This window comes from Ferdinandcohnia jepli, from assembly GCF_047246645.1.
In the GTDB taxonomy this organism is placed as follows: domain Bacteria; phylum Bacillota; class Bacilli; order Bacillales; family Bacillaceae_L; genus Ferdinandcohnia.
This window is the reverse complement of the sequence record NZ_JBFOKR010000012.1, coordinates 82,500-106,614: the sequence shown is the minus strand read 5'-3', so window position 1 is coordinate 106,614 and position 24,115 is coordinate 82,500. Positions and strand designations below refer to the sequence as shown.

Annotated in this window: 21 protein-coding genes and 1 pseudogene; 14 read left to right on the top strand and 8 right to left on the bottom strand. The window is 35.3% G+C overall.

The window, feature by feature from the left end; genetic code table 11:
• Positions 1–5 precede the first annotated feature (5 nt).
• The gene (gene sspO / locus AB3M96_RS14185) at positions 6–155 is read right to left on the bottom strand and encodes a small acid-soluble spore protein SspO (protein ID WP_412968281.1); all 150 of its coding nucleotides are present in this window, start codon (positions 153–155) and stop codon (positions 6–8) included.
• Positions 156–374: 219 nt separating this feature from the next.
• On the opposite strand from sspO, the gene acnA reads away from it, so the two are divergent.
• From acnA to AB3M96_RS14155, 6 genes are all read left to right on the top strand, one after another.
• Positions 375–3,083, top strand: coding sequence for an aconitate hydratase AcnA (gene acnA, locus AB3M96_RS14180; protein ID WP_412968280.1), 2,709 nt, complete (start codon positions 375–377; stop codon positions 3,081–3,083).
• 330 nt (positions 3,084–3,413) lie between these two features.
• Positions 3,414–3,935: a TlpA family protein disulfide reductase gene (locus AB3M96_RS14175; protein ID WP_412968279.1), complete on the top strand. Its 522-nt coding sequence runs from the start codon at positions 3,414–3,416 to the stop codon at positions 3,933–3,935.
• A 139-nt stretch (positions 3,936–4,074) separates the two neighbouring features.
• Positions 4,075–4,206 carry an FbpB family small basic protein gene (locus AB3M96_RS14170; protein ID WP_412968278.1) on the top strand — a complete coding sequence of 44 codons (132 nt, stop codon included), beginning with the start codon at positions 4,075–4,077 and terminating at the stop codon, positions 4,204–4,206.
• A 115-nt stretch (positions 4,207–4,321) separates the two neighbouring features.
• The gene (locus AB3M96_RS14165; RefSeq protein WP_412968277.1) at positions 4,322–4,459 is read left to right on the top strand and encodes an acid-soluble spore protein N; all 138 of its coding nucleotides are present in this window, start codon (positions 4,322–4,324) and stop codon (positions 4,457–4,459) included.
• 201 nt (positions 4,460–4,660) lie between these two features.
• Positions 4,661–4,894, top strand: a complete 234-nt coding sequence (tlp, locus tag AB3M96_RS14160) for a small acid-soluble spore protein Tlp (protein ID WP_412968276.1) — start codon at positions 4,661–4,663, stop codon at positions 4,892–4,894.
• Between the two features lie 154 nt (positions 4,895–5,048).
• Complete coding sequence (locus tag AB3M96_RS14155; protein WP_412968275.1) at positions 5,049–5,471, top strand: acyl-CoA thioesterase; 423 nt, start codon at positions 5,049–5,051, stop codon at positions 5,469–5,471.
• 643 nt (positions 5,472–6,114) lie between these two features.
• Here the strand turns inward: AB3M96_RS14155 and AB3M96_RS14150 are convergent.
• Both AB3M96_RS14150 and AB3M96_RS14145 read right to left on the bottom strand, forming a co-directional pair.
• Positions 6,115–6,405 (bottom strand): HesB/YadR/YfhF family protein, encoded by a 291-nt coding sequence (locus tag AB3M96_RS14150; RefSeq protein WP_412968274.1) that lies wholly within the window; start codon positions 6,403–6,405, stop codon positions 6,115–6,117.
• Between the two features lie 220 nt (positions 6,406–6,625).
• Positions 6,626–7,798 carry a CapA family protein gene (locus AB3M96_RS14145; RefSeq protein WP_412968273.1) on the bottom strand — a complete coding sequence of 391 codons (1,173 nt, stop codon included), beginning with the start codon at positions 7,796–7,798 and terminating at the stop codon, positions 6,626–6,628.
• 189 nt (positions 7,799–7,987) lie between these two features.
• Between AB3M96_RS14145 and AB3M96_RS14140 the strand changes: the two genes are divergently transcribed.
• Entirely contained in the window at positions 7,988–9,772 is a 1,785-nt protein-coding gene (locus AB3M96_RS14140; RefSeq protein WP_412968272.1) for a S9 family peptidase, read from the top strand.
• A gap of 84 nt (positions 9,773–9,856) precedes the next feature.
• On the opposite strand, the gene AB3M96_RS14135 is transcribed toward AB3M96_RS14140, so the two are convergent.
• Both AB3M96_RS14135 and plsY read right to left on the bottom strand, forming a co-directional pair.
• Positions 9,857–10,057 (bottom strand): hypothetical protein, encoded by a 201-nt coding sequence (locus AB3M96_RS14135; protein WP_412968271.1) that lies wholly within the window; start codon positions 10,055–10,057, stop codon positions 9,857–9,859.
• Positions 10,058–10,188: 131 nt separating this feature from the next.
• On the bottom strand, positions 10,189–10,788 hold the full coding sequence (plsY, locus tag AB3M96_RS14130; protein ID WP_412968270.1) for a glycerol-3-phosphate 1-O-acyltransferase PlsY: 600 nt from the start codon (positions 10,786–10,788) through the stop codon (positions 10,189–10,191).
• 178 nt (positions 10,789–10,966) lie between these two features.
• Between plsY and AB3M96_RS14125 the strand changes: the two genes are divergently transcribed.
• The 5 genes from AB3M96_RS14125 (at position 10,967) to ytvI (ending at position 19,345) form a co-directional block, all read left to right on the top strand.
• Positions 10,967–12,703, top strand: a complete 1,737-nt coding sequence (locus tag AB3M96_RS14125; protein WP_412968269.1) for a glycosyl hydrolase family 18 protein — start codon at positions 10,967–10,969, stop codon at positions 12,701–12,703.
• Between the two features lie 188 nt (positions 12,704–12,891).
• On the top strand, positions 12,892–13,305 hold the full coding sequence (locus AB3M96_RS14120; protein WP_412968268.1) for a CoA-binding protein: 414 nt from the start codon (positions 12,892–12,894) through the stop codon (positions 13,303–13,305).
• 340 nt (positions 13,306–13,645) lie between these two features.
• A complete protein-coding gene (gene parE / locus AB3M96_RS14115) occupies positions 13,646–15,616 on the top strand; it encodes a DNA topoisomerase IV subunit B (protein ID WP_412968267.1) in 1,971 nt (656 codons plus the stop codon).
• 1 nt (position 15,617) lies between these two features.
• The gene (gene parC, locus AB3M96_RS14110; RefSeq protein WP_412968266.1) at positions 15,618–18,062 is read left to right on the top strand and encodes a DNA topoisomerase IV subunit A; all 2,445 of its coding nucleotides are present in this window, start codon (positions 15,618–15,620) and stop codon (positions 18,060–18,062) included.
• 221 nt (positions 18,063–18,283) lie between these two features.
• Positions 18,284–19,345, top strand: a complete 1,062-nt coding sequence (gene ytvI, locus AB3M96_RS14105; RefSeq protein WP_412968265.1) for a sporulation integral membrane protein YtvI — start codon at positions 18,284–18,286, stop codon at positions 19,343–19,345.
• A gap of 67 nt (positions 19,346–19,412) precedes the next feature.
• Here the strand turns inward: ytvI and AB3M96_RS14100 are convergent, their stop codons facing one another.
• The gene (locus tag AB3M96_RS14100) at positions 19,413–20,591 is read right to left on the bottom strand and encodes an alanyl-tRNA editing protein (RefSeq protein ID WP_412968264.1); all 1,179 of its coding nucleotides are present in this window, start codon (positions 20,589–20,591) and stop codon (positions 19,413–19,415) included.
• A 142-nt stretch (positions 20,592–20,733) separates the two neighbouring features.
• Here AB3M96_RS14100 and AB3M96_RS14095 point away from each other — a divergent pair, with 142 nt between their 5' ends.
• Positions 20,734–21,018: a hypothetical protein gene (locus tag AB3M96_RS14095; protein WP_412968263.1), complete on the top strand. Its 285-nt coding sequence runs from the start codon at positions 20,734–20,736 to the stop codon at positions 21,016–21,018.
• Positions 21,019–21,090: 72 nt separating this feature from the next.
• Here AB3M96_RS14095 and AB3M96_RS14090 read toward each other — a convergent pair whose 3' ends face one another.
• Together AB3M96_RS14090 and AB3M96_RS14085 are read right to left on the bottom strand one after the other, a co-directional pair.
• Positions 21,091–21,432: a hypothetical protein gene (locus AB3M96_RS14090; protein WP_412968262.1), complete on the bottom strand. Its 342-nt coding sequence runs from the start codon at positions 21,430–21,432 to the stop codon at positions 21,091–21,093.
• Between the two features lie 253 nt (positions 21,433–21,685).
• Positions 21,686–22,605: pseudogene (locus AB3M96_RS14085) on the bottom strand (LAGLIDADG family homing endonuclease).
• A gap of 152 nt (positions 22,606–22,757) precedes the next feature.
• Between AB3M96_RS14085 and AB3M96_RS14080 the strand changes: the two are divergent.
• The gene (locus AB3M96_RS14080) at positions 22,758–24,077 is read left to right on the top strand and encodes an MFS transporter (protein ID WP_412968261.1); all 1,320 of its coding nucleotides are present in this window, start codon (positions 22,758–22,760) and stop codon (positions 24,075–24,077) included.
• The last annotated feature ends 38 nt before the right edge of the window (positions 24,078–24,115 follow it).

Below are 24,115 nucleotides of genomic sequence, written 5' to 3'. Positions count from 1 at the left end.
TTTGTTTACTGATTCTTTTTTCTCTTTTTATTGTTTTGGCGCTGTTCAGCTGTTAGGGGTTCATTAGAAAATTCCTCATTAAAACCTGCTCCCACTCCTTGAGCACTAGCTGCATTCATACCTGGACGTACATGATTTGCTTTGCGCTTCGACATTCTTTTCACCTCCGTCATTATTTTATATCTACTATCGATAAATTATCCTTCTTCTCTATAAGTTAAACTTATAGATGACAATAACTTTCTTGTTATTTACTTATGTATATAGTTATATTAATATATGTAATGCAGGAATATTATGGAGTAAATAAAATTCTCTTATATTTCGACATTTCGAGCAATTTGAGCTATTATTTAATCAAAGGGGGAATACATATGGCAAAAAAAGATGTTTTTAATGCACGTTCTTCATTTGAAGTTAACGGTAAAAAGTATAATTTTTATAATCTAAAAGCATTAGAAGATGCAAATATTGGTAATGTTTCAAAATTGCCATATTCAATTAAGGTTCTTTTAGAATCTGTATTACGTCAGGTTGACGGAAGAGTTATTACAAAAGAACATGTTGAAAACTTAGCAAAATGGGGAACTGACGAATTACAAGAAGTTGATGTACCATTCAAACCTTCACGTGTAATTCTTCAAGACTTCACTGGGGTACCTGCTGTAGTTGATTTAGCTTCTTTACGTAAAGCAATGGCAGATATGGGTGGAGATCCTGACAAAATTAATCCAGAAATTCCAGTTGATTTAGTAATCGACCACTCTGTTCAAGTAGATAGAGCTGGAACACTTGATGCACTACAATTCAACATGGATCTTGAATTTGAAAGAAACGCTGAACGTTATAAGTTTTTGAGCTGGGCTCAAAAGGCGTTTGATAATTACCGTGCTGTTCCACCAGCTACAGGTATTGTTCACCAAGTTAACCTTGAGTATTTAGCAAATGTTGTTCATGCTGTTGAAGGTGAAAATGGAGAATTTGAAGCGTTTCCAGATACATTAGTTGGTACTGACTCTCATACTACGATGATTAACGGTATTGGTGTACTTGGATGGGGTGTTGGAGGAATTGAAGCTGAAGCAGGTATGCTAGGCCAGCCTTCTTATTTCCCAGTACCTGAAGTAATTGGGGTTAAATTAGTTGGTACATTACCAAATGGTACTACTGCAACTGATTTAGCACTTAAAGTGACTCAAGTACTACGTCAAAAAGGTGTAGTAGGGAAATTCGTAGAATTCTTTGGTCCTGGTGTTTCTCAGTTACCACTTGCTGATAGAGCAACAATCTCTAACATGGCTCCAGAATATGGTGCAACATGTGGATTCTTCCCGGTTGATAGCGAAGCAATTGAGTATCTTCGATTAACTGGCCGTGACGAAGAACAAATCAAGGTTGTAGAGGAATACTCTAAAGCTAACGGTTTATTCTATACTCCTGATGTAGAAGATCCAACTTTCACATCTGTTGTAGAAATCGACCTTTCTGAAATTGAAGCAAATCTTTCTGGTCCTAAGCGTCCACAAGATTTAATTCCACTTTCAAAAATGAAAGAAGCTTATCAAACAGCTCTAACTGCTACTGGTAACCAAGGGTATGGTTTAACACCTGAGGAAATCAACAAGGAAATCACTGTTAAGTTCAATAACGGCGATGAAGTACAAATGAAAACTGGTGACATCGCAATTGCTGCGATTACTAGCTGTACAAATACTTCAAACCCATACGTAATGCTTGGTGCTGGTCTTGTTGCAAAGAAAGCAGTTGAAAAGGGCTTAGAAGTACCTAAATATGTAAAAACATCTTTAGCACCTGGTTCTAAGGTTGTTACTGGTTACTTAGAAGATTCAGGTTTACTTCCATACCTTGAAAAACTTGGCTTTAGCACTGTTGGTTATGGTTGTACAACATGTATCGGTAACTCAGGTCCTCTTGCGGACGAAATTGAGAAAGCAGTTGCTGAAAATGACTTAGTCATTACATCAGTTCTTTCTGGTAACCGTAACTTTGAAGGACGTATTCATCCTCTAGTAAAAGGTAACTACCTTGCATCACCACCATTAGTAGTGGCTTATGCACTAGCAGGAACTGTTGATATCGATCTTCAAAATGAACCTATCGGTAAAGATAAAGATGGCAACGATGTATTCTTTAATGACATCTGGCCAACTGCGGAAGAAGTAAAAGAGGAAGTTAAAAAGACAGTTACTCCAGAGTTATTCAGAAAAGAATACGAGCGAGTATTTGATGATAACAAGCGTTGGAACGAAATCGAAAGCACTGACGAAGCATTATATGTTTGGGATGAAGAATCAACATATATTCAAAATCCTCCATTCTTTGAAGGATTATCTGCTGAGCCAGGCGAAGTTAAACCACTTACTGGTTTACGAGTTGTAGGTAAATTTGGTGATTCAGTAACAACTGACCATATTTCACCAGCTGGTTCTATCGGAAAAGATACTCCAGCAGGTAAATATCTACAAGAAAAAGGCGTGTCACCTCGTGACTTTAACTCTTATGGTTCAAGACGTGGTAATGACCGTGTTATGACAAGAGGTACATTTGCAAACATCCGTATCCGTAACCAAATTGCACCAGGTACAGAAGGTGGTTGGACTACTTACTGGCCAACTGGCGATGTTATGTCTATCTATGATGCTTGTATGAAATATAAGCAAGATGGAACTGGCTTAGTTGTTATTGCTGGTAATGATTATGGTATGGGTAGCTCTCGTGACTGGGCAGCTAAAGGTACAAACCTTCTTGGTATTAAGACAGTTATCGCTGAAAGCTTTGAGCGTATACACCGTAGTAACCTTGTATTAATGGGTGTACTTCCACTTCAATTCAAACAAGGTGAAAATGCTGAAGTTCTTGGCTTAACTGGTACAGAAACTATTGAAGTTCAAATTGACGAAAATGTTAAGCCTCGTGATTACGTAAAAGTAACCGCTACAGACGAAGCAGGAAACAAGAAAGAATTTGAAGTACTTGTTCGTTTTGATAGTGAAGTAGAGATTGATTACTATCGTCACGGTGGTATTCTACAAATGGTTCTTCGTGACAAAATGAAGGGCTAAAAAGAAAAGCGGAAGCGTCTTGCTCAGAAACGAGAAAACTGGCCGACTAAAACCGCCACGTCCTGTGGCACCATCGGCACTTGCACTTCCTGTGCGTCGGAGAGTCCGACGAAGAGGCGTTTTTTGCCTCTGTAGGAGGAGTTGAAGTTTCTCGAGTTTCTAGACGCTGTAGCTAGACAATTACGAAAAGCGGAAGCGAAAAAAGACAGTTTTGTGAAATTCACATAACTGTCTTTTTTTATAATTGAAATGTATGGTTTAATAAACATATACATGTTAGTAATGTAAATAAAAACCGTTTGGCTTTCGTAATTTGTGGAGGAAACGCATATGAGAAAATTTGTAATAACCATAATAATTCTTGGGTTAGCAGGTTATGCAATTTGGCAGTTCATTGAAGAACAGAAGCGTGGAGTGACAGGGATTGAAATTGGTAATACTGCGCCTGACTTTGAGGTCCAATTATTAGGTGATGAAAACGAGACGATTCGTTTATCGGAGCTACGTGGGAAGAAGGTTGTTATTAATTTTTGGGCATCTTGGTGTAAACCATGTCGGGAAGAAATGCCAGAAATACAAAAATTTTATGAAACAAAAAGCGATGATGTTGAAGTTCTAGCAATTAATATGACTGCATCTGAAGTTAAACCCGAAAATGCAAAAGAATTTGTTGAGGGAAAGGGATATACCTTCCCACTCTTATTTGATGTTAAAAACCAAGCTAGCAGTGATTATAAAGTATTAGGTTTACCCGAAACGTTCTTTATAAATTCTGATGGTACAATTAACGATTATATTAAAGGACAAATGAATATGGAGACCTTAGAAAAAAAGGTATCAGAATTAAAATAAAGTATTACGAACAAGAGTCAAAAGGCTCTTGTTTTTTCTTTTTATAATTTTTTTTAGTTAATTTTCGAAAATTTGTAATAATTTCAGCGTCTTTTGGAGATTAATAATATTACAATAGTAATAGAGGAAGGTGAGAATTTTGAGAAAAGTACGAAAAGCTAGCTTTGCTGACTTAGTTAATGAGAACAAGCAACAATTATTAAAAGACCAAGAAGCAATGGATCGAATCGAGGCAAGACTAGAACAAAAAAGACTTGAAAAAGCTGAATAGTTTTGCAAGCGGATTCAAGATTATCTTTTCATATAATGGATGTAATCCCCAGTCTCCTTCTTACATGAGAAACACTTTCTCTGGTGATAATGAAAAGGAGGAGGGGGATTTTAATATGCCAAGAAATTATCACAATCAATTCAAGAATAACCAAATTGGTACACAACCAAGAGGTTTTGGCGGTAATAAAGGGAAAAAAATGCAAGATAAATCTGGAGAGCATGCACAGGTAATTCAAACAAAAGGTGAATAGTAGCAAGTATAAAAGGAGGACGTGTGACAACGTCCTTTTTGCATGTATGTTTGTATAGAACAGTGTATCTGTTTAATGGGAGAACTTGGTGGATGTGGGGACGGTTTAATGCCTAACTTCCTTCTTTTGTTATGAAATATTTTTACCTAATTGAAGCACAATAGGTATGTAAGATTAAGTAACTACATAGGAGGAAACAGAATGACTCATAATAGACCAAAACCAGATGATCGAAGTGATAATGTAGAAAAGCTTCAAGAGATGGTCCACAATACAATCGAGAATATCGAAGAAGCTCATGAGGCAATGGAATTTTCAAATGCAGAGGAACGTGAACGTATTGAAGCGAAAAATAGACGAAGAGAAGAGTCTATTACTGCGATGAGAGAAGAAATTAAAGACGAAGCTTCAGACAGGGAAAATGGTTATCAATAAGTTACAATGAAAAGTATGCCGTATGATGGCATACTTTTTTAATGATTATTACTTTATTTCACGGTATATAGTGCTGGCTTAAATTGTATGTAGATTTTTCAATTTATGATACTATTATGGTTATAATTGTAAAACAGATAGGGAGAGAGTTAACTTGTTAATTTCAGAAAAAGAAGTAGAAGTACGATACGCAGAAACAGATCAAATGGGAGTCGTTTACCACGCTAACTATCTAGTTTGGATGGAACTTGGTAGGACTCAACTAATAAAGGATCTTGGTTTCAGTTATGCAGCAATGGAGGCAGAAGGCATAATTTCTCCTGTAATTGATTTGCAGGTTTCATATAAAAAACCACTTACATACGGGCAAACTGCACTAGTAAAAACATGGATAGAACATTATGATGGTCTACGTGTTATTTATGGATATGAAATTCAAACACCTGGGGGAGATATCTCAGTAACTGCAACTTCTTCACATGTTTGTGTGAAAAAAGAATCTTTTCGACCAATTCAAATTAGAAAACACTATCCAGATTGGCATGCTGCCTACGAAAAAGCAAAGAAAAAGGAATAGTTGAAGGAAAGAAATTATTGGTTTAGAGTAATGGCTATTTTTGCAAACCTTGTTGCATATGGAAGGCATTGATATGTTTCACAAGGGTGATTGGAGCGCAGGGTGCGAGACTCCTCGAAAATGCTTTGCATTTTCTTCGTGCGTGGGAGAATTCAAAGGAGACCCTCAAAGTCCTGCGGGAAAGTCATAGAATCGTCTACTAAAAGCCGCCACGTCCTGTGGCGAACGTAGACGTCAGCACATCCTGTGCAAGTCAGTGAGACCCCGCAGGAGCTTTTGACTTGTCTAGCTTCAGCGGCTAGAAACTCGAGAAATTTCAACTCCTCCGTCAGAGGCAAAAAGCGCCTCTTTTGTCGGAGTCTCCGACGCACAGGATGTGCTAGTGCCGCCAAAGCCACAGGACGTGGCGTTATTGGCGGCCAATTTCCTCGTTTCTGGTCGAGCCGCTTCAGCATTTCATTGAGGAGGCTCACGGTCCGCCCGCGGAAAGCGAGTGCCAGGAGCGGAAATCACCCAACTTAGTACCCTTTCATTCTTAATTAAAACAAGTCCAATAAAAACTCCTATAAAAACAAGCTTTTAGAAAAGAGCAAAGAAAAGACACTTCATTTACAAATGTGAAGTGTCTTTTCTCCTTTTCTATTTAATTAACTACATTAAATTCTGGTTCATTCAGTTTTTCATTGAGTGTAATTGAAACACTATGATCATCTAAATACCAAAGATCTTCTTCTCTAATATAAAATGTAATTCCAGAAGCTTCAGTTTTGACACCGATATGCTCTGCTGGTTCTATAGAGAGTCCAAGTGAAAAACCTTTTTGGAAGGAACTAAATCCCCCGTATCTTACAAAAAATCGGACAGAGTCACCTTTGTTAAGCATTAATTCATCTTTGTACCATTCTGCAGCTTTTTCTGAAATAAGTAAATCCATTTAACAGCACATCCTTTAATGAACTACCTTTATTATATAATTAAACTTGAAAAGAATACAAAAGTCTGATTTGTGAACTTTTTATCCTGGTGTAATCGTTCGTTTTACTACGTAGTACGAATGATTACGTTTAGGTGGGAGATAACTGATGCTAATACTCCGATATGTTCATCTAACAATCAGTTGTGAAGTACAAAACCCTACGGATTGAAGTTTCACTTTATTCTCTTCCATTTATCCATTGAGACATATGCTGGTTTGTTTCCTCGTATACAGCAGATGCATTGCTGAGTCCAACCGAACCCGCGTTCTCTAAAGGAACGACTCGAAAATTACGGTACCTTTGACTTGTTACGTAAGTGGGTATGAAGGATGGATTTTCTAGACGAATTTCAGTTTCACCCTTGGTCTTAATATCCTTCACAATTTCTATTTGAAAAACGCCACCAATATCTTTATAATCCTTCATTTGTCCAGATAAAAAGTTTCCTAATGAATAAATGACAAATGTTTCATTTCCGTCTTTGCCACTCAGCCACTCCATAGGTTGGAGAACATGTGGGTGATGTCCGATTATCAAATTTACCCCTTCATCAGCAAGTTCTTGAGCAAGCGTTTTTTGTTCATCATTTGGTATCCGTTGATATTCATTACCCCAATGCATACTAACAGCTAGTACATCAGCTAATTCTTTTGCCTTTTTTATATCCTCTTTTATTAGGTCCATATCAATCAAATTGACCAAATACTCTTTTCCCTGTGGTACTGGAATGCCATTCGTTCCGTAGGTGTAAGAGAGAAATGCAATTTTTATTCCATTTCGATTTATTACTCTAATATGCTCTCTATCTTCAGGACTTCGGTAGCCACCTGTATAATCCATACCAATGTCCGTTAGATATTTGGTGGCATTTAAGATAGCTTTCTCTCCACGATCAAGTGTATGATTGTTTGCAATTGAAACAATGTCTACACCTGCATCTTGTAATGCATCAGCAACTTCAAAAGGACTGTTAAAGCTTGGATATGTGGATAATCCAATCTCTGTACCTCCAAGAATTGTTTCTTGGTTAGCAATTGTTAAATCTGCATTTTCTAAGTGTTCTTTAACTCCCGCCAGCATGGGCTTGAAATCATAACTATCTGCCGTTTTAGCATCATTGTAAACTGTTCCGTGAATTAAAATATCACCTACTGCGGCAAGTGTCATAGATGTAGTAAAAGGTTTAAATTCTTGTTCAGTTTGTTTTGTTTCGTGTTTTTGTACAACAAAAGTTTCTGAAGAAGTACCATTTTGTATTAGTCCGATTGATAAATAGGTAACTGAACCGAGCAAAAGTAAGATGAAAATGGTGAGTAGGTATAAAGGACGTCTTTTCTTTCGTTTTCTCATGTAACAAAACTCCCTAAATATGATAATTCTACTATAATATAAAGTAAGTTGAAAATGTTAGAAATTTATCGAATTTTGTCAGGTTTTTTGAGGTATTTCATAAGTCGAAATAAATTTTGAAGGATATTTTATTAGCTTGTCGAATAGAGTAGTTATGGCTTTAAAAATTTATAAAGAAGGTGTAGATAAATGAACTTTCAGAAACCGGATGTTGAACAATTTTTCAGGACCTTTGGCATTCAAAATTTCACAGTTAGTCCTGATGAAAAACAGCTCGTCTTTAGCACGAATTTAAGCGGTAAATATAATCTTTGGGCAATAGACTTCCCTAATAACTTCCCATATCCGCTAACTTTCATTGATCAAAGTTGCCAAGAACTTACATATGAGAAAAATGGACGGTTTTTAATAGCTGGATTTGATAAAGACGGAGATGAGAATACCCAACTTTATGCACTCCAACCACAAGGTGGAGATCTAAAGCCGATTCGATTACAAGAAGGTCATAGACATATGAATCCAATCCTTTCAAAGGATGGAGAACGCTTGTATTATACATCGACTAAAGATAATCCAATGTATTTAAACTCATATTCCTATAACCTTGTGACAGGGGAAGAAACTGTCTTGAATGAAGGTTCAGAAGCTGCAACCTACCTTGGAGTATTAAGTCCAGATGAGACAAGCAATATACACTTACAAACATTTGCAAATACGCACTCAATAGCGTTTTTACATCGAAACGGAGAGGCAATTCGATTAACTCCAGAAACGGATAAGCAACATACTGTCTCTGATGTATTGTTTGTATCTGAAGACGAAATATTCTTAGTGACGGATTACGATGATGATTTCTCATACTTAGCGAAATATAATGTAGAAGAAAGACAATTTTCTAAATTAGTTGCTTTTGAAAATGAGGATTTTAAAGCTATTAGATATAATAAAGCGTATAATACAATTTACATTGCTAGTGAGAAGGGAGTAGAAGACTTCCTATACGCTTATGATTTAACTTCTGGTGAGGTAACTAAGCTCGAAACACCTGTGTCTGTTATTGAAAAATTGATTGTTACGGAATCAAACAATATTTATGTACTAGGTCGTTCTGCAACAAGACCATTTAATATCTATAAGCGTGAAGCTAGCTCAAAAACTTGGGAAACTTGTACTAATTATGGTGTACCTGGGGTTAGTGAAGAAGAACTTGTAAATCCTGATGTTGTTAAATACCCTTCTTTTGATGGCCTTGAAATTGAGGCGCTATTTTTTAAAGCGAAGGAAGACGTATCAAATGGACATGTCATCCTATGGCCTCATGGTGGACCACAAGCAGCAGAAAGAAAGTCATTCAGAGCAATGTTTCAATTTTTAGTGAATCGAGGATACAGCATCTTTGCTCCAAATTTCCGTGGTTCAACTGGTTATGGGTTATCATATACCAAAATGGTAGAAGGAGATTGGGGATACGGGCCACGCTTGGATAACATAGAGGGAATAGAATGGTTAATCAAGAATGGTTATGCTGACCGTGATCGAATCTTGTTATTAGGTGGAAGCTACGGTGGTTATATGGCGTTATTACTACATGGTAGACATCCAGAATATTTCAAGGCAGTTATTGATATCTTTGGACCAAGTGATTTATTTTCCTTCATCAATTCGGTACCAGAACATTGGAAGCCTATCATGAACCAGTGGGTAGGGGATCCTGAAAGAGATAGAGAAAAATTAATTGAATACTCACCAATTACTCATCTAGATAATATGAGTAAGCCGATGTTAGTAATCCAAGGTGCGAATGACCCGCGTGTTGTAAAAGCGGAATCTGATAAAATTGTTCAAGCATTACAAGATAAAGGTGTTAAAGTTGAGTACCTCGTACTTGAAGATGAAGGGCATGGTTTCTCAAAAAAGGAAAATGAAATTAAGGTTAACCGTACAATATTAGAATTCTTTGATCGATTTATTTAAGCTAAATAAAAGCAAAAAGACGTGTGACCGATTAAGAGTCTCACGTCTTTCTATTTTATTGCGAATATGTTTTGTCTTTTATACCTATAAAGCGCTTACATAGTCTTCATTATCATCTAAAAATTCTAATACAGATATTAGTTCATCAAAGGACGAAATTGTACGATATGGAGTTAAACTAGTTGAAAAGTCAGGGGAGTATGTGTAAAGTTCCAATAAAAATTCCTCAGTTGACGGACCAACACTCGTTTGATAAACAAAATTACTTGATTCAGTACCTTTCAACACAATCAACTCCTTAAATATATATTCTACTATTATAATACAACAAATCTGTATAGATTATCACTAAAATTATTGACAAATCTGAAAACTTCACAAAAAGAAAAGCCTCCGTAACAGGAGGTCTTTGTCTCTTATAGCCATTTTATTTTAGGTTCAGTCTTGTTTCGAATACGAATAATATTTGCACGATGACGGTAGAATACAAAGCTTGCTAAGAGGACTACGATAATAATTAACGGAATATCAACCCTAATGATTAAACTAAATACGATACTATATAGCACACACACAACTGCTGTTAACATAGATGAAAGAGAAACCATTTTAGTAAGTTTTAAAAAAATAAAAAAGCTTAAAAGTGCTGTTATAAACAGCGGCCAGTTGTATAGAAGGAGTACTCCTCCAGAAGTTGCAACTGCTTTACCACCTTTAAATCCAGCAAACACAGGATACATATGCCCGATAACAGCAACCATCCCTACTAGTAGAGGGTGCAACTCAGGTGCAAAGAAAAGTGGGAGGGAAGCAGCAAGTGTCCCTTTTAATATATCTGCAAGAGTGACAATTAGCCCTGCTTTTTTGCCAAGTGTTCGAAATGTATTAGTTCCACCTAAATTACCACTGCCATGTTCTCTTATATCAATTCCATATCCAATCTTTCCAACAATCAAAGCTGATGGTATAGAACCTAGTAAATAAGCTATGACAATAAGTATTATATTTACTACCATAAACATAACTCCTTTTAAAAAAATGATCTATAATTTCAGTAATTCCTATTGTACCATTTTTTCATCAATATACCATGTTTGTCCAATTATTATCATTATACTTAATTTTTATCTATTATATGATTTTTTCTTTTCTTTTCGACAAAAGTTTCGTAACATGTCGTTAGGAGGATGTATAATGGCCCGAATTGAGACTTCAAAAACTAAATCACCACTTTATATTTATTTTGGTTTACTTTTAGCACTAATCCTTGTTTTAACTAGTTTGATAGTTTTATTATTTCCATTTCCATCAAAGGAGATAACAACATACACGAGTATGAAATATCCAATAGTCACAGATGGTGAAATTTATAAGGATGAAGCCATTTATGTAAACGGTACCGTCTATTTTCCGTTTTCTTATATACAAGAATTGATAGATGACGGTCTACTCATTGATGAGAAAACTGAATCTATTATTCTAACAACCCGTAGTAAGGTCTATCAAATACCGGTTGATTCTCTTGAATATTATGCGAATGAAGAATCACTTGTAATAGATTATCCTATTTATAAACAAATAGGAAGTATACCGTATATCTCAATCGATCCTTTTCAACTACAGTACCAATTACAATATAAGTTTAATCTAGAAACAGGCATTACAGTTGTAAGAAAAGCAGGAGAAACGATCTTAACTGGTAAAGTGAAAGAAGAGCAGAAAGAGCCGCATCTTTTAATGAGAAGTGAGGCAACCTTGACTTCTCCTTTTGTAGATTCTCTACAAGCAAATGAAATAGTATTTATTGAAGATGACCTTAAGGATTATTATTATATTCGAAAAGCTAATGGGAACGCAGGGTATGTAAAAAAGGAAATCCTATTAATTGATGAACCTACTACATTAGTAATAGAAAATCCAGATAAAGAAAATACCGGTGTTCAAGCTCCTACTCTTCCAATCAACCTTACATGGGAAGCTGTTTATACGAAAAATCCCAATACAAATAAGCTTCCAGAGATGCCGGGTGTAAATGTTGTTTCACCGACATGGTTTTCACTAAAAAACAATGAAGGCGAGCTAAATAATCTAGGATCGACCGAATTTAGTAATTGGGCAAAATCTAAGAATTATGAGGTGTGGGGATTGTTTTCTAATGACTTTGACCCTGACAAAACTCATGAAGCATTCAAAGATTTTGAAACTAGGAAGAAAATAATCAATCAGCTTTTAGAATATAGTGCAGTCTATCAGTTAGATGGAATTAATATAGATATTGAGAATGTGTATGAAGAAGATGGATATCTTGTCACGCAATTCGTTAAGGAAGCAACCCCTTACCTACATAATGCAGGACTTGTTGTATCAATGGATGTAACATTTATTTCGGATAATAGCACATGGTCAAAATTCTATGATAGAGAAAAGTTGATTTCTGTAGTAGATTACATGATTGTAATGGCTTATGACGAACATTGGTCAAAGTCACCTATTGCTGGAAGTGTAGCAAGCTTACCTTGGGTAGAGAGTAATCTTCAGCGAATGTTAGAAGTTGTTCCTAATAATAAGCTTGTCCTGGGTGTCCCACTATACACAAGGCTTTGGAAGGAAACAGAAAAAGAAGATGGTAAGATTGAAGTAACTTCTAGTGCATACCGAATGGCTGATATTGAGCAATGGATGGCAGAGCATAATGTAACACAAGTTTATGATGATGCTTCTGGTCAAAATTATGTGGAATATCATAATGAAAAGGAACATGCTACATACAAAGTATGGTTAGAAGATGAACAATCCTTGCAAAAACGTATCGATTTGTTTCATAAATATGAACTTGCAGGTGTAGCGTCATGGTCAAGGTACTTCGCAAATGAACATGCATGGACGACAATTTCACAGTCAATTGAAGAAACGGAAGTAGTTAATAAGTAATTTGAAATTAGTAAAGGAATATCCTTCTTACTAATCGAAATACTATGGAAGATACTTACTAGACTTTTACTTCAAGAAATTTTATCTTTTTTAACATTAAAAGTGAGGAAAAACATTGAATCCGCTATTTTTTTCGGTGAATCGTGTTTTTCCAATGATTTCATTATACGTAAAGGGGACTAGGTAACATGGCAGTAGAAATACCATCACGTGATGAATTAGGAAAGATTTTAAAGAAAAGCAAGCGGATTGCTGTTGTTGGATTATCAGCTGATCCTGAGAAAACTTCTCATATGGTAAGTAAAGCAATGCAGGATGCTGGTTATGAAATTATCCCAGTTAATCCGACTGTTGATAAAGTTCTAGGTGTGAAAGCAGTAAAGTCACTGAATGAAATTGAAGGACATGTTGACATTGTAAATGTATTCCGTCGTTCCGAGCACTTATTAGATGTGGCAAAGGACTTCGTAGAAATAGATGCTGATGTGTACTGGGCTCAACTAGGTCTGATTAATGAAGAAGCTTATGATTTCTTAAAAGAACGTGGTTATACGGTTGTAATGGATCGTTGTATAAAGGTAGAACATGCATTAACAAAGTAGAATTTAAATTAGATTAATCTAATGGAAAAAAGAGGATGCTATCTTTACTTTATGTCTATAGATAATTCCTCCAAACCTTTAAAATTCGACTGTTTTTTATCTAACCGTTGATAAAATCCTTGTCCATTTAGACAAGGATTTTTGCTTTTTTCTAAATTTCGGTTTGCCAAATTAAGATAAACAGATAAAATAAAACATAGAGCATTAAAAATAAAAACATCTGTTCTTTATCTTAGAAGGCTTTATTTAAGTGATAGTATAAATATATAGAGAGAGGCTTTAAAGCCATATGGCTTGGTAGATATACCAGGTTTTTGTGTATATGAAAGGGGTATGTTTTTTGGCGAAGCAGCAATTTGAATATAATGACGATGCAATACAAGTACTAGAAGGCCTTGAAGCCGTTAGAAAAAGACCAGGTATGTATATTGGAAGTACAGATAGCAGAGGACTTCATCATCTTGTTTATGAAATTGTAGATAATTCGGTGGATGAAGCACTTGCTGGTTACGGAAATCATATCATTGTAAAAATTCATAAAGACAATAGTATTAGTGTACAGGATAAAGGTAGAGGTATGCCTACAGGGATGCATAAAATGGGAAAGCCAACTCCTGAGGTAATATTTACCGTGTTACATGCAGGTGGAAAATTTGGACAAGGTGGTTATAAGGCGAGTGGCGGGCTACATGGTGTAGGTGCATCAGTCGTAAATGCCTTATCTGAATGGTTAAAAGTGACCATTAAACGAAATGGATTTGTATATGAACAACGGTTCGAGAATGGTGGCGTACCTGCTACAACACTTGAAAACGTGGGTAAAACTAACCAATCTGGTACAACAATCCATTTTAAGCCAGATCCAACGATTTTTAGTACTATAACTTATAATTTTGAAACTTTAAGCGAGCGGTTACGTGAATCTGCTTTCTTACTAAAAGGTTTAAAAATAGAGATTATTGATGAGCGTAATGATTTTCAAGAAGTGTTTCATTATGAAAATGGTATTGAAGCATTTGTTGGATATTTAAATGAAGAAAAAGATGTTCTCCATCCTGTTATTTCATTTGAGGGGGAGCAGAACCGGATTGAAGTGGAATACTCCTTTCAATTTAATGATGGATATTCAGAGAATGTTCTTTCTTTTGTTAATAATGTGCGAACAAAAGATGGGGGTACACACGAAGCTGGTTCTAAGACAGCATTAACCCGTGCCTTTAATGAGTATGCACGTAAAATAGGTGTCCTCAAGGAAAAAGACAAAAACCTGGATGGATCAGATATCCGTGAAGGATTAACAGCTATTGTTTCTGTTCGTATTCCAGAGGAATTATTACAATTCGAGGGTCAAACGAAAGGAAAGCTTGGCACAAGTGAAGCACGTTCAGCTGTTGATTCAGTAGTTTCTGAAAACCTGGCATATTTCTTTGAGGAAAACCCTGATATAAGCTCCCTCTTAGTTAAAAAGGCAGTAAAAGCTTATCAAGCAAGGGAAGCAGCTAGAAAAGCAAGAGAAGAAGCGAGAAGTGGTAAAAAGAAAAAGAAATCCGAGGCGGTCTTAAGTGGTAAGTTAACGCCTGCTCAATCTAAAAATCCTCAGAAGAATGAATTATACCTAGTTGAGGGTGATTCAGCCGGAGGCTCTGCGAAGCAAGGTCGAGACCGTCGTTTCCAAGCGGTTCTTCCACTTAGAGGTAAAGTTATTAATACTGAGAAAGCAAAACTTCAGGACATTTTTAAGAACGAAGAAATCAATACTATTATCCATGCTGTAGGTGGCGGTGTTGGTGCTGATTTTTCCGTAGAGGATATTAATTATGATAAAGTTGTAATCATGACAGATGCTGATACAGATGGTGCGCATATTCAGGTATTATTACTTACATTCTTTTATCGTTATATGAAACCACTTATTGAAGCGGGTAAAGTATTTATTGCATTACCACCGCTATATAAAGTAAGTAAGGGAACAGGTAAAAAAGAAGTTATTGAGTATGCCTGGTCAGATGATGAATTAAAAGGCGCAATTAGTAAAATAGGTAGAGGATATATGATTCAGCGTTACAAAGGATTAGGAGAAATGAATGCTGATCAGCTTTGGGATACAACAATGAACCCTGAAACGAGAACGTTAATTCGTGTTCGTATTGATGATATTGCAAGAGCTGAAAGAAGAGTAACTACTCTTATGGGCGATAAAGTAGAACCACGTCGAAAATGGATTGAATCAAATGTTGCTTTCGGTCTTGAAGAAGATTCAAATATATTGGACAACGAAAATTTATCGGTCGCAGAAGGGGAGTTAAATTAAGATGACACAGATAGAGAAATTTCGCGATTTACCTCTGGAAGAAGTAATTGGGGATCGATTCGGGAGATATAGTAAGTACATTATTCAGGAACGTGCACTTCCAGATGCGCGAGATGGTCTAAAACCAGTTCAAAGACGTATTCTATATGCGATGCATGTGGAAGGAAATACTTCTGACAAAGGATTTCGTAAATCAGCCAAAACGGTCGGTAATGTAATCGGTAATTACCATCCGCACGGTGATACTTCTGTATATGATGCAATGGTAAGGATGAGTCAAGATTGGAAGGTTCGTAATGTTCTTATCGAAATGCATGGAAACAACGGAAGTAATGACGGTGACCCTCCAGCTGCAATGCGTTATACAGAGGCACGTTTATCAAGTCTTTCTTCTGAACTATTGCGAGACATTGAAAAGAAAACTGTTGAATTTGTTCCTAACTTTGACGATACAAGTGAAGAACCAATTGTTTTACCTGCGATGTTTCCAAACCTGCTCGTAAATGGGTCTACTGGTATTTCAGCAGGATATGCAACAGAAATTCCCCCACATCATTTAGGTGAAGTGATTGATGGGGTTATTATGAGAATAGATAAGCCTTCCTCAACAGTTGAGGATTTAATGAAAGTTATTAAAGGTCCTGACTTTCCTACAGGTGGTATCATTCAAGGTATAGACGGAATTAGGAAGGCCTATGAAACTGGAAAAGGTAAGATAATCGTTCGTGGTAAAGCTGATATTGAAGATTTACGTGGTGGAAAACAACAAATTGTAGTTACAGAAATCCCTTATGAAGTAAATAAGGCTAATCTTGTTAAAAAGATAGATGAGTTTCGTTTAGATCGCAAGGTAGAAGGTATTAATGAGGTTCGTGATGAAACAGATCGAACTGGTCTACGAATTGTCATTGAATTAAAGAAAGATGCAGATGCTGCAGGAGTATTATACTACCTCTATAAAAATACTGATTTGCAAATAACGTATAACTTTAACATGGTGGCTATATTAAATAAGCGACCAACATTAATGAGCCTTCCCAAAATGCTAGATGCCTATATCGAACATCAAAAAGAGGTCATCACAAATCGATCTGTTTTTGAACTAGATAAAGCGAAAGAACGTCAGCACGTTGTAGAAGGTCTCATGAAGGCACTGTCTATCTTAGACGAAGTTATTGCAACAATTCGCGCTTCACAGGATAAGCGCGATGCAAAGAACAATTTGATAGATAAATTTGCGTTTACTGAGCCTCAATCAGAAGCTATTGTTTCTTTACAGTTATACCGCTTAACAAACACCGATATAACTGCTCTGCAACAAGAATTTGATGAGTTAAATCAAAAAATAAATGAACTAACTGAAATTCTTCAAGATGAGAGTAAACTATATCAAGTTATTAAAACTGACTTGAAACGCGTAAAGAAAACTTATGCAGATAATAGACGTTCAAAGATTGAAGATGAAATTGAGGAAATCAAAATCAACCTTGAGGTAATGATTCCATCTGAGGATGTAATTGTTACAGTTACACAGGATGGCTATGTAAAACGCACAAGTCCGCGTTCATATGCAGCATCTAACGGTCAGGATTTTGGTATGAAGGATACAGACAGGTTATTACGTAAATTAGAAATCAATACCACGGATACACTGCTTCTCTTTACGAATAAGGGTAACTACTTATATTTACCTGTACATGAATTACCTGATATTCGTTGGAAGGACCTGGGTCAACACGTAGCAAATATTATTAGTATAGACCGTGATGAACGTATTATTGAAGCGTTGCCTGTTACTAATTTTGACTTACCAGAGTATCTACTTTTTGTGACCAAAAACGGTATGGTAAAGAAATCAGAGCTATCATTATATAAAGCACAACGCTATTCAAAGCCATTAGTTGCAATTAACGTTAAAGCTAATGATGAAGTAGTTAATGTACATGTGACAAATGGAAATATGGATGTGTTCTTAGTTACAAACTATGGTTACGGTCTATGGTTTAGTGAGGAAGAGGTAAGTAACGTAGGTGCAAGAGCAGCGGGTGTAAAAGGAATTAACCTAAAGGATGGCGATTTTGTAGTTGCTGGAAACATCCTTGCTCCATCAATGCCAGTTGATTTAGTTATTGTCACTCAACGTGGAGCGGCAAAGAGAATGAAATTAACTGAATTTGAAAAAGCAACAAGAGCTAAACGCGGTGTTGTCATGCTTCGTGAATTGAAAAACAATCCACATCGAATTGCAGGAGCACATTTAGTTAGTAAAACTGATGAAATATTTATGAAAACCTATAACGGTAAAATAGAAGTGCTAGATCCTAATACACTTAGACCAAATGATCGTTATAGCAACGGCTCATTCATTATTGACTCAGATGATGCAGGACAAGTAACCGAAACCTGGATTATTACTAAAGAAGAAACTAACGAAGAAACAAATTAACTTCAAAAAGACAGCTACTGATACTAGTCAGTAGCTGTTTTCTTATGTAAAGAGACCTGTTTATTAATTGAATATAGCAGAAATGTGATAATCGTGCTTTAGTATAGGGATAAAACCTTTATTAGAAAAATATTTATATTTTAAATACGCCTACTTTACTGTACAATAATAAGTATATATACTGAACGGATTTTTCAGTAGAGGGTAGGTAAAATAAGTAAATGATAAAAAAATATGTAAATAAAAAGAATATACTCCTTGCTCTTGCGGTTATTGCAATAATCTATTTATTACCGATGTCTGTTTCACTTATTTTAGCCTTTTTAACTGCTCTCATGTTAGAGCCTATTATTAATTTATTAATTACTAGATATAAATTTAAACGTATATACTCGGTTACGGTAACCTTTGTTATTTTCTTAGTTTTTCTAATTATCTTAGGCTATGTGCTGGTTAATGTTATTATCAATCAGTTAATAACCGTAGTTAAAAATATTCCTTTTTATATCTCAAATATTAATACCGATGAGATTATAGCCACCTTTGAAAAACTAGAGAATTATTTTGAAGATCTACCGTCAGAAGTAATCTCCTCTATAAATAATGCGCTTTATTCATTACAAGATCTTGTGATAGTGTTTGCTAAAAATATTACGGAAGGAACCTTTGGTTTCGTATCAAGCATTCCTGAATTATTATTAGAACTTATCGTTTATCTTGTTGCTGCATTTTTATTTATGAATGAGGTACCTGATATAAAGCGTAAATTAAAAGAAATACTTGAAGATAGTACAATTGAAAAAGTAAAGATTGTAACAACTCAACTTAAAAAGATTTTTGTAGGTTTCTTTAAAGCCCAACTTGTTCTTAGTGGTGTCACATTTATTATTACATATATAGGGCTCTGGATTTTGGATGTAAACTATTTAATTGTATTATCATTACTAATTGTTTTAGTAGATTTGTTGCCTATTTTGGGTACCGGTTCGTTTATCGTTCCATGGGCAGTCTTTGTATTAATTAATGGTAATACCAAGCTCGGAGTCGGCTTGCTAATATTATTCGTGTTAATTACCGTTATAAGAAAAATCATTGAACCTAAAGTATATTCCACAAGTTTTGGTATAAGTGCGTTGGCGTCTCTAATTAGTATGTATCTAGGGTTTAAGATTATAGGTATTGTAGGCTTATTAGTAGGACCACTTGTTGTGATTATGTATGATTCGCTATCCAAAGCAGGAGTTATTAATTTGAGTTTTAAATCTGACAAAGTTGAAGAATAACCAAAAAAGCTACCTGTTGGTAGCTTTTTTATTTTAGAAATTACCCCGGGACTTAATCTGGGAATTTTTATTGTATTGCCTTAATGTGATTCAGTAAGAAACCTTGAAACTCTTTTAAATCTTGTTCTTGCTGAAAAGCTGCTTGAGCAGAGGTGTTATTTCCACCACCCTTACCATTATAGTTCTGGAGTTCCTGCTTAAAGATCTGGCCACAATGAAGCGGATGGGTGCCATTTTGAGCAAGGAGGAGCTTGTTTTCAAGAGTTGTAGTCAAAATAACAATATTATTTGTTTGGTCCGTAATTTGCTTAGCAATTCCTTGGAGTTCTTTTACAGTTTTGTCATTGAAGGTTTCAGTAATAATTGGTTCGCTATGGTTTTGAATGAGTTCCATAGCTTTAAATCGATTTAATTCATCCTTAAGGGTATCGATTTCCTTTTGTTGTTGTTTGCTTTCTAATTCCATTTTGGAGAGTTTCTCTAGTAAACCCTCTCGATTTGTACTATATTTAGTAGCAATCGTTGTGATTACTGAGTGTGATGCTTGGTAGTCTTGTAATGCACGAAGACCATAGATAAAATAAACCCTTGTGTTTCCTTTGCTTTTTTCTGTCTTAAGTAGCTTCAACAATCCAAGTTCACCAGTTCTTGTTACATGTGTTCCTGCACATGCTGAGGTATCAATTCCTTCTATCTCCACAATTCTTAAGTCACCTTCAACTTCTGGCTGTTTGCGAAGGGGAAGTGATTTAGCTTCTTCTTTTGTTACGAAATATGTTTTTAACTCGCGATTTTCAAATATAAATTGATTTACCTGTTTTTCAATATGTAAAAGCTGCTCTTCTGTAAGTTCAGGAATGCTTAAATCGATCGATACAATCTCTTTTCCTAAGTGAAAGCTAGAAGTATGTGCATCGTATAAGTCGATGCAGACAGCAGAAAGTAGGTGCTGACCAGTATGTTGCTGCATATGGTCAAATCTGCGATTCCAATCAATTCTACATTCTACAGTTTGAGATGCAGGTGGATGGGGGAGTTTATGATACACTTCACCATTTTCCGTATAAACATCTAGAACCTCTATATTTCCTATTAATCCTGCATCAGAAGGTTGTCCACCGCCTTCAGGATAAAATGCAGTTTCTTCAAGGGTTACAAGGTAATGGTCTTCTTGTTTGATGATACTTTTAATGGTGGTAGTCCACTGTGTAAGATATGCTGAATCATAATACAATTTCTTTGTCATGTTCTCGATCCTTTCGGTTTCCTATGCATATGCATAAATAAAACATACTAAAAAGAATGGTAATTTTCAAATAAATCGTTTTTGTTGTTGACATACTAAATAGAGAAGAGGGGCAGCTAATAGTAAACTGGAGGGAATTGTTATGGAGAGTTTTAATAATTTCAATGACAATAATAAGCTCATTATGGGTGAAATAGAGGATAATCAATACATATTAACTCAATTCAAACATATCAAAACACAATCAGTAATTAGTAAGAAGAGGATAGAGGCTATTTGTACATACCTAAGGGATGAGTTAGAAAATGGGGGACAAGAGCACTTTATTACGATTAATGATCAAATTCCTGTGAGAGTAAGCAGCGAAGAAATGAATCAGCTGCTAGAGGAGTTGAGATTTATAAAGGAAGGGTTGAAAGAAAGTTAAAAATGGAATTAAAGTCAACCATAACTATATTATGTAAACTAATCTAAAGAATTATGGAAGGAGGTAGAGATATTAATTTTTGTGTTTATTAATAACATATTCCATTCCAACTTCTAATAGTGTGTTTGTGTGGGTGCGTAATGATCTAGCACGGTTCTTTAGTTGATTATATTGATTTTCACTAAACGTCGTTCCCATTTGAACTCGGTCATTCGGTTTGTCTGGAGCTTTAAAATCAGCAGTTTTTTTATACGTTTTTAGTACATAATCAATTCCATCAGCAAGCAATTGATTGAATGAGATTTGCTTGTTTTTTGCAAGTAATTTAATTTTATCTAATAATGCCTGGCTAACTGTCGTATTACGCGTTACACGATCAGGGTTAGATGCGCGAATTTTGCTTTGGTAAGGCATTGGTATCAACTCCTGGCTTTAAAGTTGGTTATTTGATAGCAGCGAAAGTATAAAGTATCTACATAAATATTAACTACATATATGATTGGATACTTATAATAATCAATTATTGAATTTTGTTTTATTTTGAGTATATCATAGGTGTGCTGTATATTTAGTGTTCATTTTCTTGTTTTGAACTAAGTGCCTAGAATAAATATTATGTAAACCTAATTTTTTTTTAAAAAAAGAGCAAGGGTGAAATAAACGCCCTCTACTCTTCACTTTGTAGGTCATTAAATATTTTATGGAAGTTTTCATCTGCTTTACACCATTTGTAAAAAGTTGATTGTTTAATTCCTATTGCAGCGCATGAAGTCTCTAAACAACTTGATTGCTGGTATTCTTTTAGGAAGTTCTTTTTCCGTAATGAAACAGCATGTTTAGTTCTTTTATGCTTCCTATCTACTAATTCGCTTTTAGGATGTTGTTCTTGCAAAAAGTTAGAGAGTTTTCGATTTAAATAAAGATTCCCATTTGTATAGATCCATTGTGCAAATAGTTGTATGGTTAATCTGTCGGAAATAATGACTCTATAGTAGTTCTGCCTTTTAATAATTTGGGGGTTAAACCCTTTGTTTCTTAATAACTCATATAGAGCGTTCATAAATTCAAAAGAACCACCAACAAAACTAACTACATATTTCTGATAATTTATATTCCCATCCCCATCAAAATACCCTCTTATAAAGTGAGATAAATACGCATCTGGTACGAAAGGAAACAACACAGTTGAAGATTTGTTTGGAGTTATTCCATGGATGTTTATTAAATCATCCTTTAATACCTTGCTATTAAGGTTTAATAAATAAACTCCAGTTTTCTCATTTTTTTGTAATGGTTGATTAGAACCTAATTCATATACAACCATCTGCAACAATAAATCCTAAAATATATGCCATGTTATTAGACCAATATTTGAAATAATCTTCATTTAGGCTGTATTGGAGTTTTCCAGCTTCCAAATGGCCTCATTTCGATATTATTGTTGTTAAGTACTTTACGTATATACCTCGCGCTTACATTGGCTAACTCTGCTATCTCAGAAGTTTCCTTTCCTTCTTGATATAACCTGAAGATTTCTTCAAATTCTAGGGTGCGTTTTCTTTTCTTTCTAGTGTCGCTTCTAGCCATTGAATTCACCCCTTTTTATCGACAAAAGAACATTTGTTCTATATTTCTATTATTCGAATATTTGTTCTTGTTTTCAAGTGAAAGCCGCATGTAATAACAAAAAGTTAGAATCCTCAAAAAGTAACAAAAAATTATCTTGAAACTCTATCGCTATGAGAGTAAAATCATTTCATCTAGATACATTTCGTGTCTCTAAGTATATGCTGAAAGAAGCTGACATCTTGATGAAATATTCATCTGAGGAAATTAAGTGGAATGAAAAATTTAGTATCTACAATGGTGCTACCTCCATTGTCGTCCAAAGCTTTATTAATGGTTTTATACCCTTATTTGCTATTCAAGTTTTACATGCATCAAATGCACAAATAGGTCTTATTAGTTCAATGCCATCTATCATGATGTTACTCTCAATGATTCCGGGCGCTTATTGGATTAACCGTCTTGAATCTAAGAAAAGATTTACAAGTATTAATATATTTGCAGCAAGATTTCTCTTTATGCTTCTTCTTTTTGTTCCGCTTATTCAGGTATCAAATCAAGCGTGGCTGTTAGTCGTGATCATTGCAATGATGAATTTACCGAATGCACTGGCAACTTTATCGTGGCAGTCACTCATAGGTGATTTAATTCCGGATGATCGCAGAGGACAATTTTTTAGTAGGAGAAATCGGGTATTAACCATTGTGGGGATGATTATTACATTTGCTGCAGGTATATACTTGAATCAATTTGAGAAAAGTAACCCTTTTCCATATCAACTTCTTCTTTTTGTCGGTTTTATCTTTGGTATTTTAGAAGTTTATTATTTAATGAGACATATCGAGCATAAGCAAAAACAAGAACTGGTCCAACCGAATATTTTCAAAGGTTTAGCAGCAACAGTTAAACATAAACCCTACTTATATTTTATAGTGTGTGCAGTATTATTTAATTTTGGATGGCAAATGGCATGGCCGCTGTTTTCTCTCTATCAGATAAATGATGCCCATGCCACAGCTTTATGGCTTAGTATATTTACTGTAGCAAATCAGATTGCACAAATTGTCAGTTACACCTGGTGGGGAAAAACGGCAGATAAATGGGGGAATTCAACAATGCTCTTTATCTGTTCAATTGGGATGGCTACAGCTCCAATCATAACTGTAATGACAACCAATTTATATATCTTGGCGTTATCAAATTTATGGACCGGTTTATTTGTTTCAGGGACCACTTTGCTTTTATTTAATCAGTTGCTGGCAGTGTCACCAAATGAAAATCGTACTTCTTATCTAGCAAACTATAATTTGTTAATTGCTTTAATCGGGTTTATCGCACCTCAAATTGGTGTATTTTTACTTGAATATGTTGGTATGATAAAAGCAATGTCAATCTCTTCTGTATTTCGGATAATTGGTGGAATTTCGTTCTTAGTTGTTGTTTTCTATTTTGAAAAGAATAACCGAAAAAAGATATTCAAAGCACCTGCTTAAATTACTTGTTCGTCTAAGGTCAGCCATATACTTCTGGT

What these genes read in the sequence shown, in the direction of transcription:
- tlp (WP_412968276.1), top strand. Translation starts at nt 4,661, where the DNA reads ATGACTCATAATAGACCAAAACCAGATGATCGAAGTGATAATGTAGAA.
- AB3M96_RS14140 (WP_412968272.1), top strand. Translation starts at nt 7,988, where the DNA reads ATGAACTTTCAGAAACCGGATGTTGAACAATTTTTCAGGACCTTTGGC.
- parC (WP_412968266.1), top strand. Translation starts at nt 15,618, where the DNA reads ATGACACAGATAGAGAAATTTCGCGATTTACCTCTGGAAGAAGTAATT.
- AB3M96_RS14165 (WP_412968277.1), top strand. Translation starts at nt 4,322, where the DNA reads ATGCCAAGAAATTATCACAATCAATTCAAGAATAACCAAATTGGTACA.
- AB3M96_RS14120 (WP_412968268.1), top strand. Translation starts at nt 12,892, where the DNA reads ATGGCAGTAGAAATACCATCACGTGATGAATTAGGAAAGATTTTAAAG.
- AB3M96_RS14145 (WP_412968273.1), bottom strand. Translation starts at nt 7,798, where the DNA reads ATGAGAAAACGAAAGAAAAGACGTCCTTTATACCTACTCACCATTTTC.
- ytvI (WP_412968265.1), top strand. Translation starts at nt 18,284, where the DNA reads ATGATAAAAAAATATGTAAATAAAAAGAATATACTCCTTGCTCTTGCG.
- sspO (WP_412968281.1), bottom strand. Translation starts at nt 155, where the DNA reads ATGTCGAAGCGCAAAGCAAATCATGTACGTCCAGGTATGAATGCAGCT.
- AB3M96_RS14095 (WP_412968263.1), top strand. Translation starts at nt 20,734, where the DNA reads ATGGAGAGTTTTAATAATTTCAATGACAATAATAAGCTCATTATGGGT.
- acnA (WP_412968280.1), top strand. Translation starts at nt 375, where the DNA reads ATGGCAAAAAAAGATGTTTTTAATGCACGTTCTTCATTTGAAGTTAAC.
- AB3M96_RS14090 (WP_412968262.1), bottom strand. Translation starts at nt 21,432, where the DNA reads ATGCCTTACCAAAGCAAAATTCGCGCATCTAACCCTGATCGTGTAACG.
- AB3M96_RS14125 (WP_412968269.1), top strand. Translation starts at nt 10,967, where the DNA reads ATGGCCCGAATTGAGACTTCAAAAACTAAATCACCACTTTATATTTAT.
- AB3M96_RS14080 (WP_412968261.1), top strand. Translation starts at nt 22,758, where the DNA reads ATGAGAGTAAAATCATTTCATCTAGATACATTTCGTGTCTCTAAGTAT.
- AB3M96_RS14150 (WP_412968274.1), bottom strand. Translation starts at nt 6,405, where the DNA reads ATGGATTTACTTATTTCAGAAAAAGCTGCAGAATGGTACAAAGATGAA.
- plsY (WP_412968270.1), bottom strand. Translation starts at nt 10,788, where the DNA reads ATGGTAGTAAATATAATACTTATTGTCATAGCTTATTTACTAGGTTCT.
- AB3M96_RS14175 (WP_412968279.1), top strand. Translation starts at nt 3,414, where the DNA reads ATGAGAAAATTTGTAATAACCATAATAATTCTTGGGTTAGCAGGTTAT.
- AB3M96_RS14100 (WP_412968264.1), bottom strand. Translation starts at nt 20,591, where the DNA reads ATGACAAAGAAATTGTATTATGATTCAGCATATCTTACACAGTGGACT.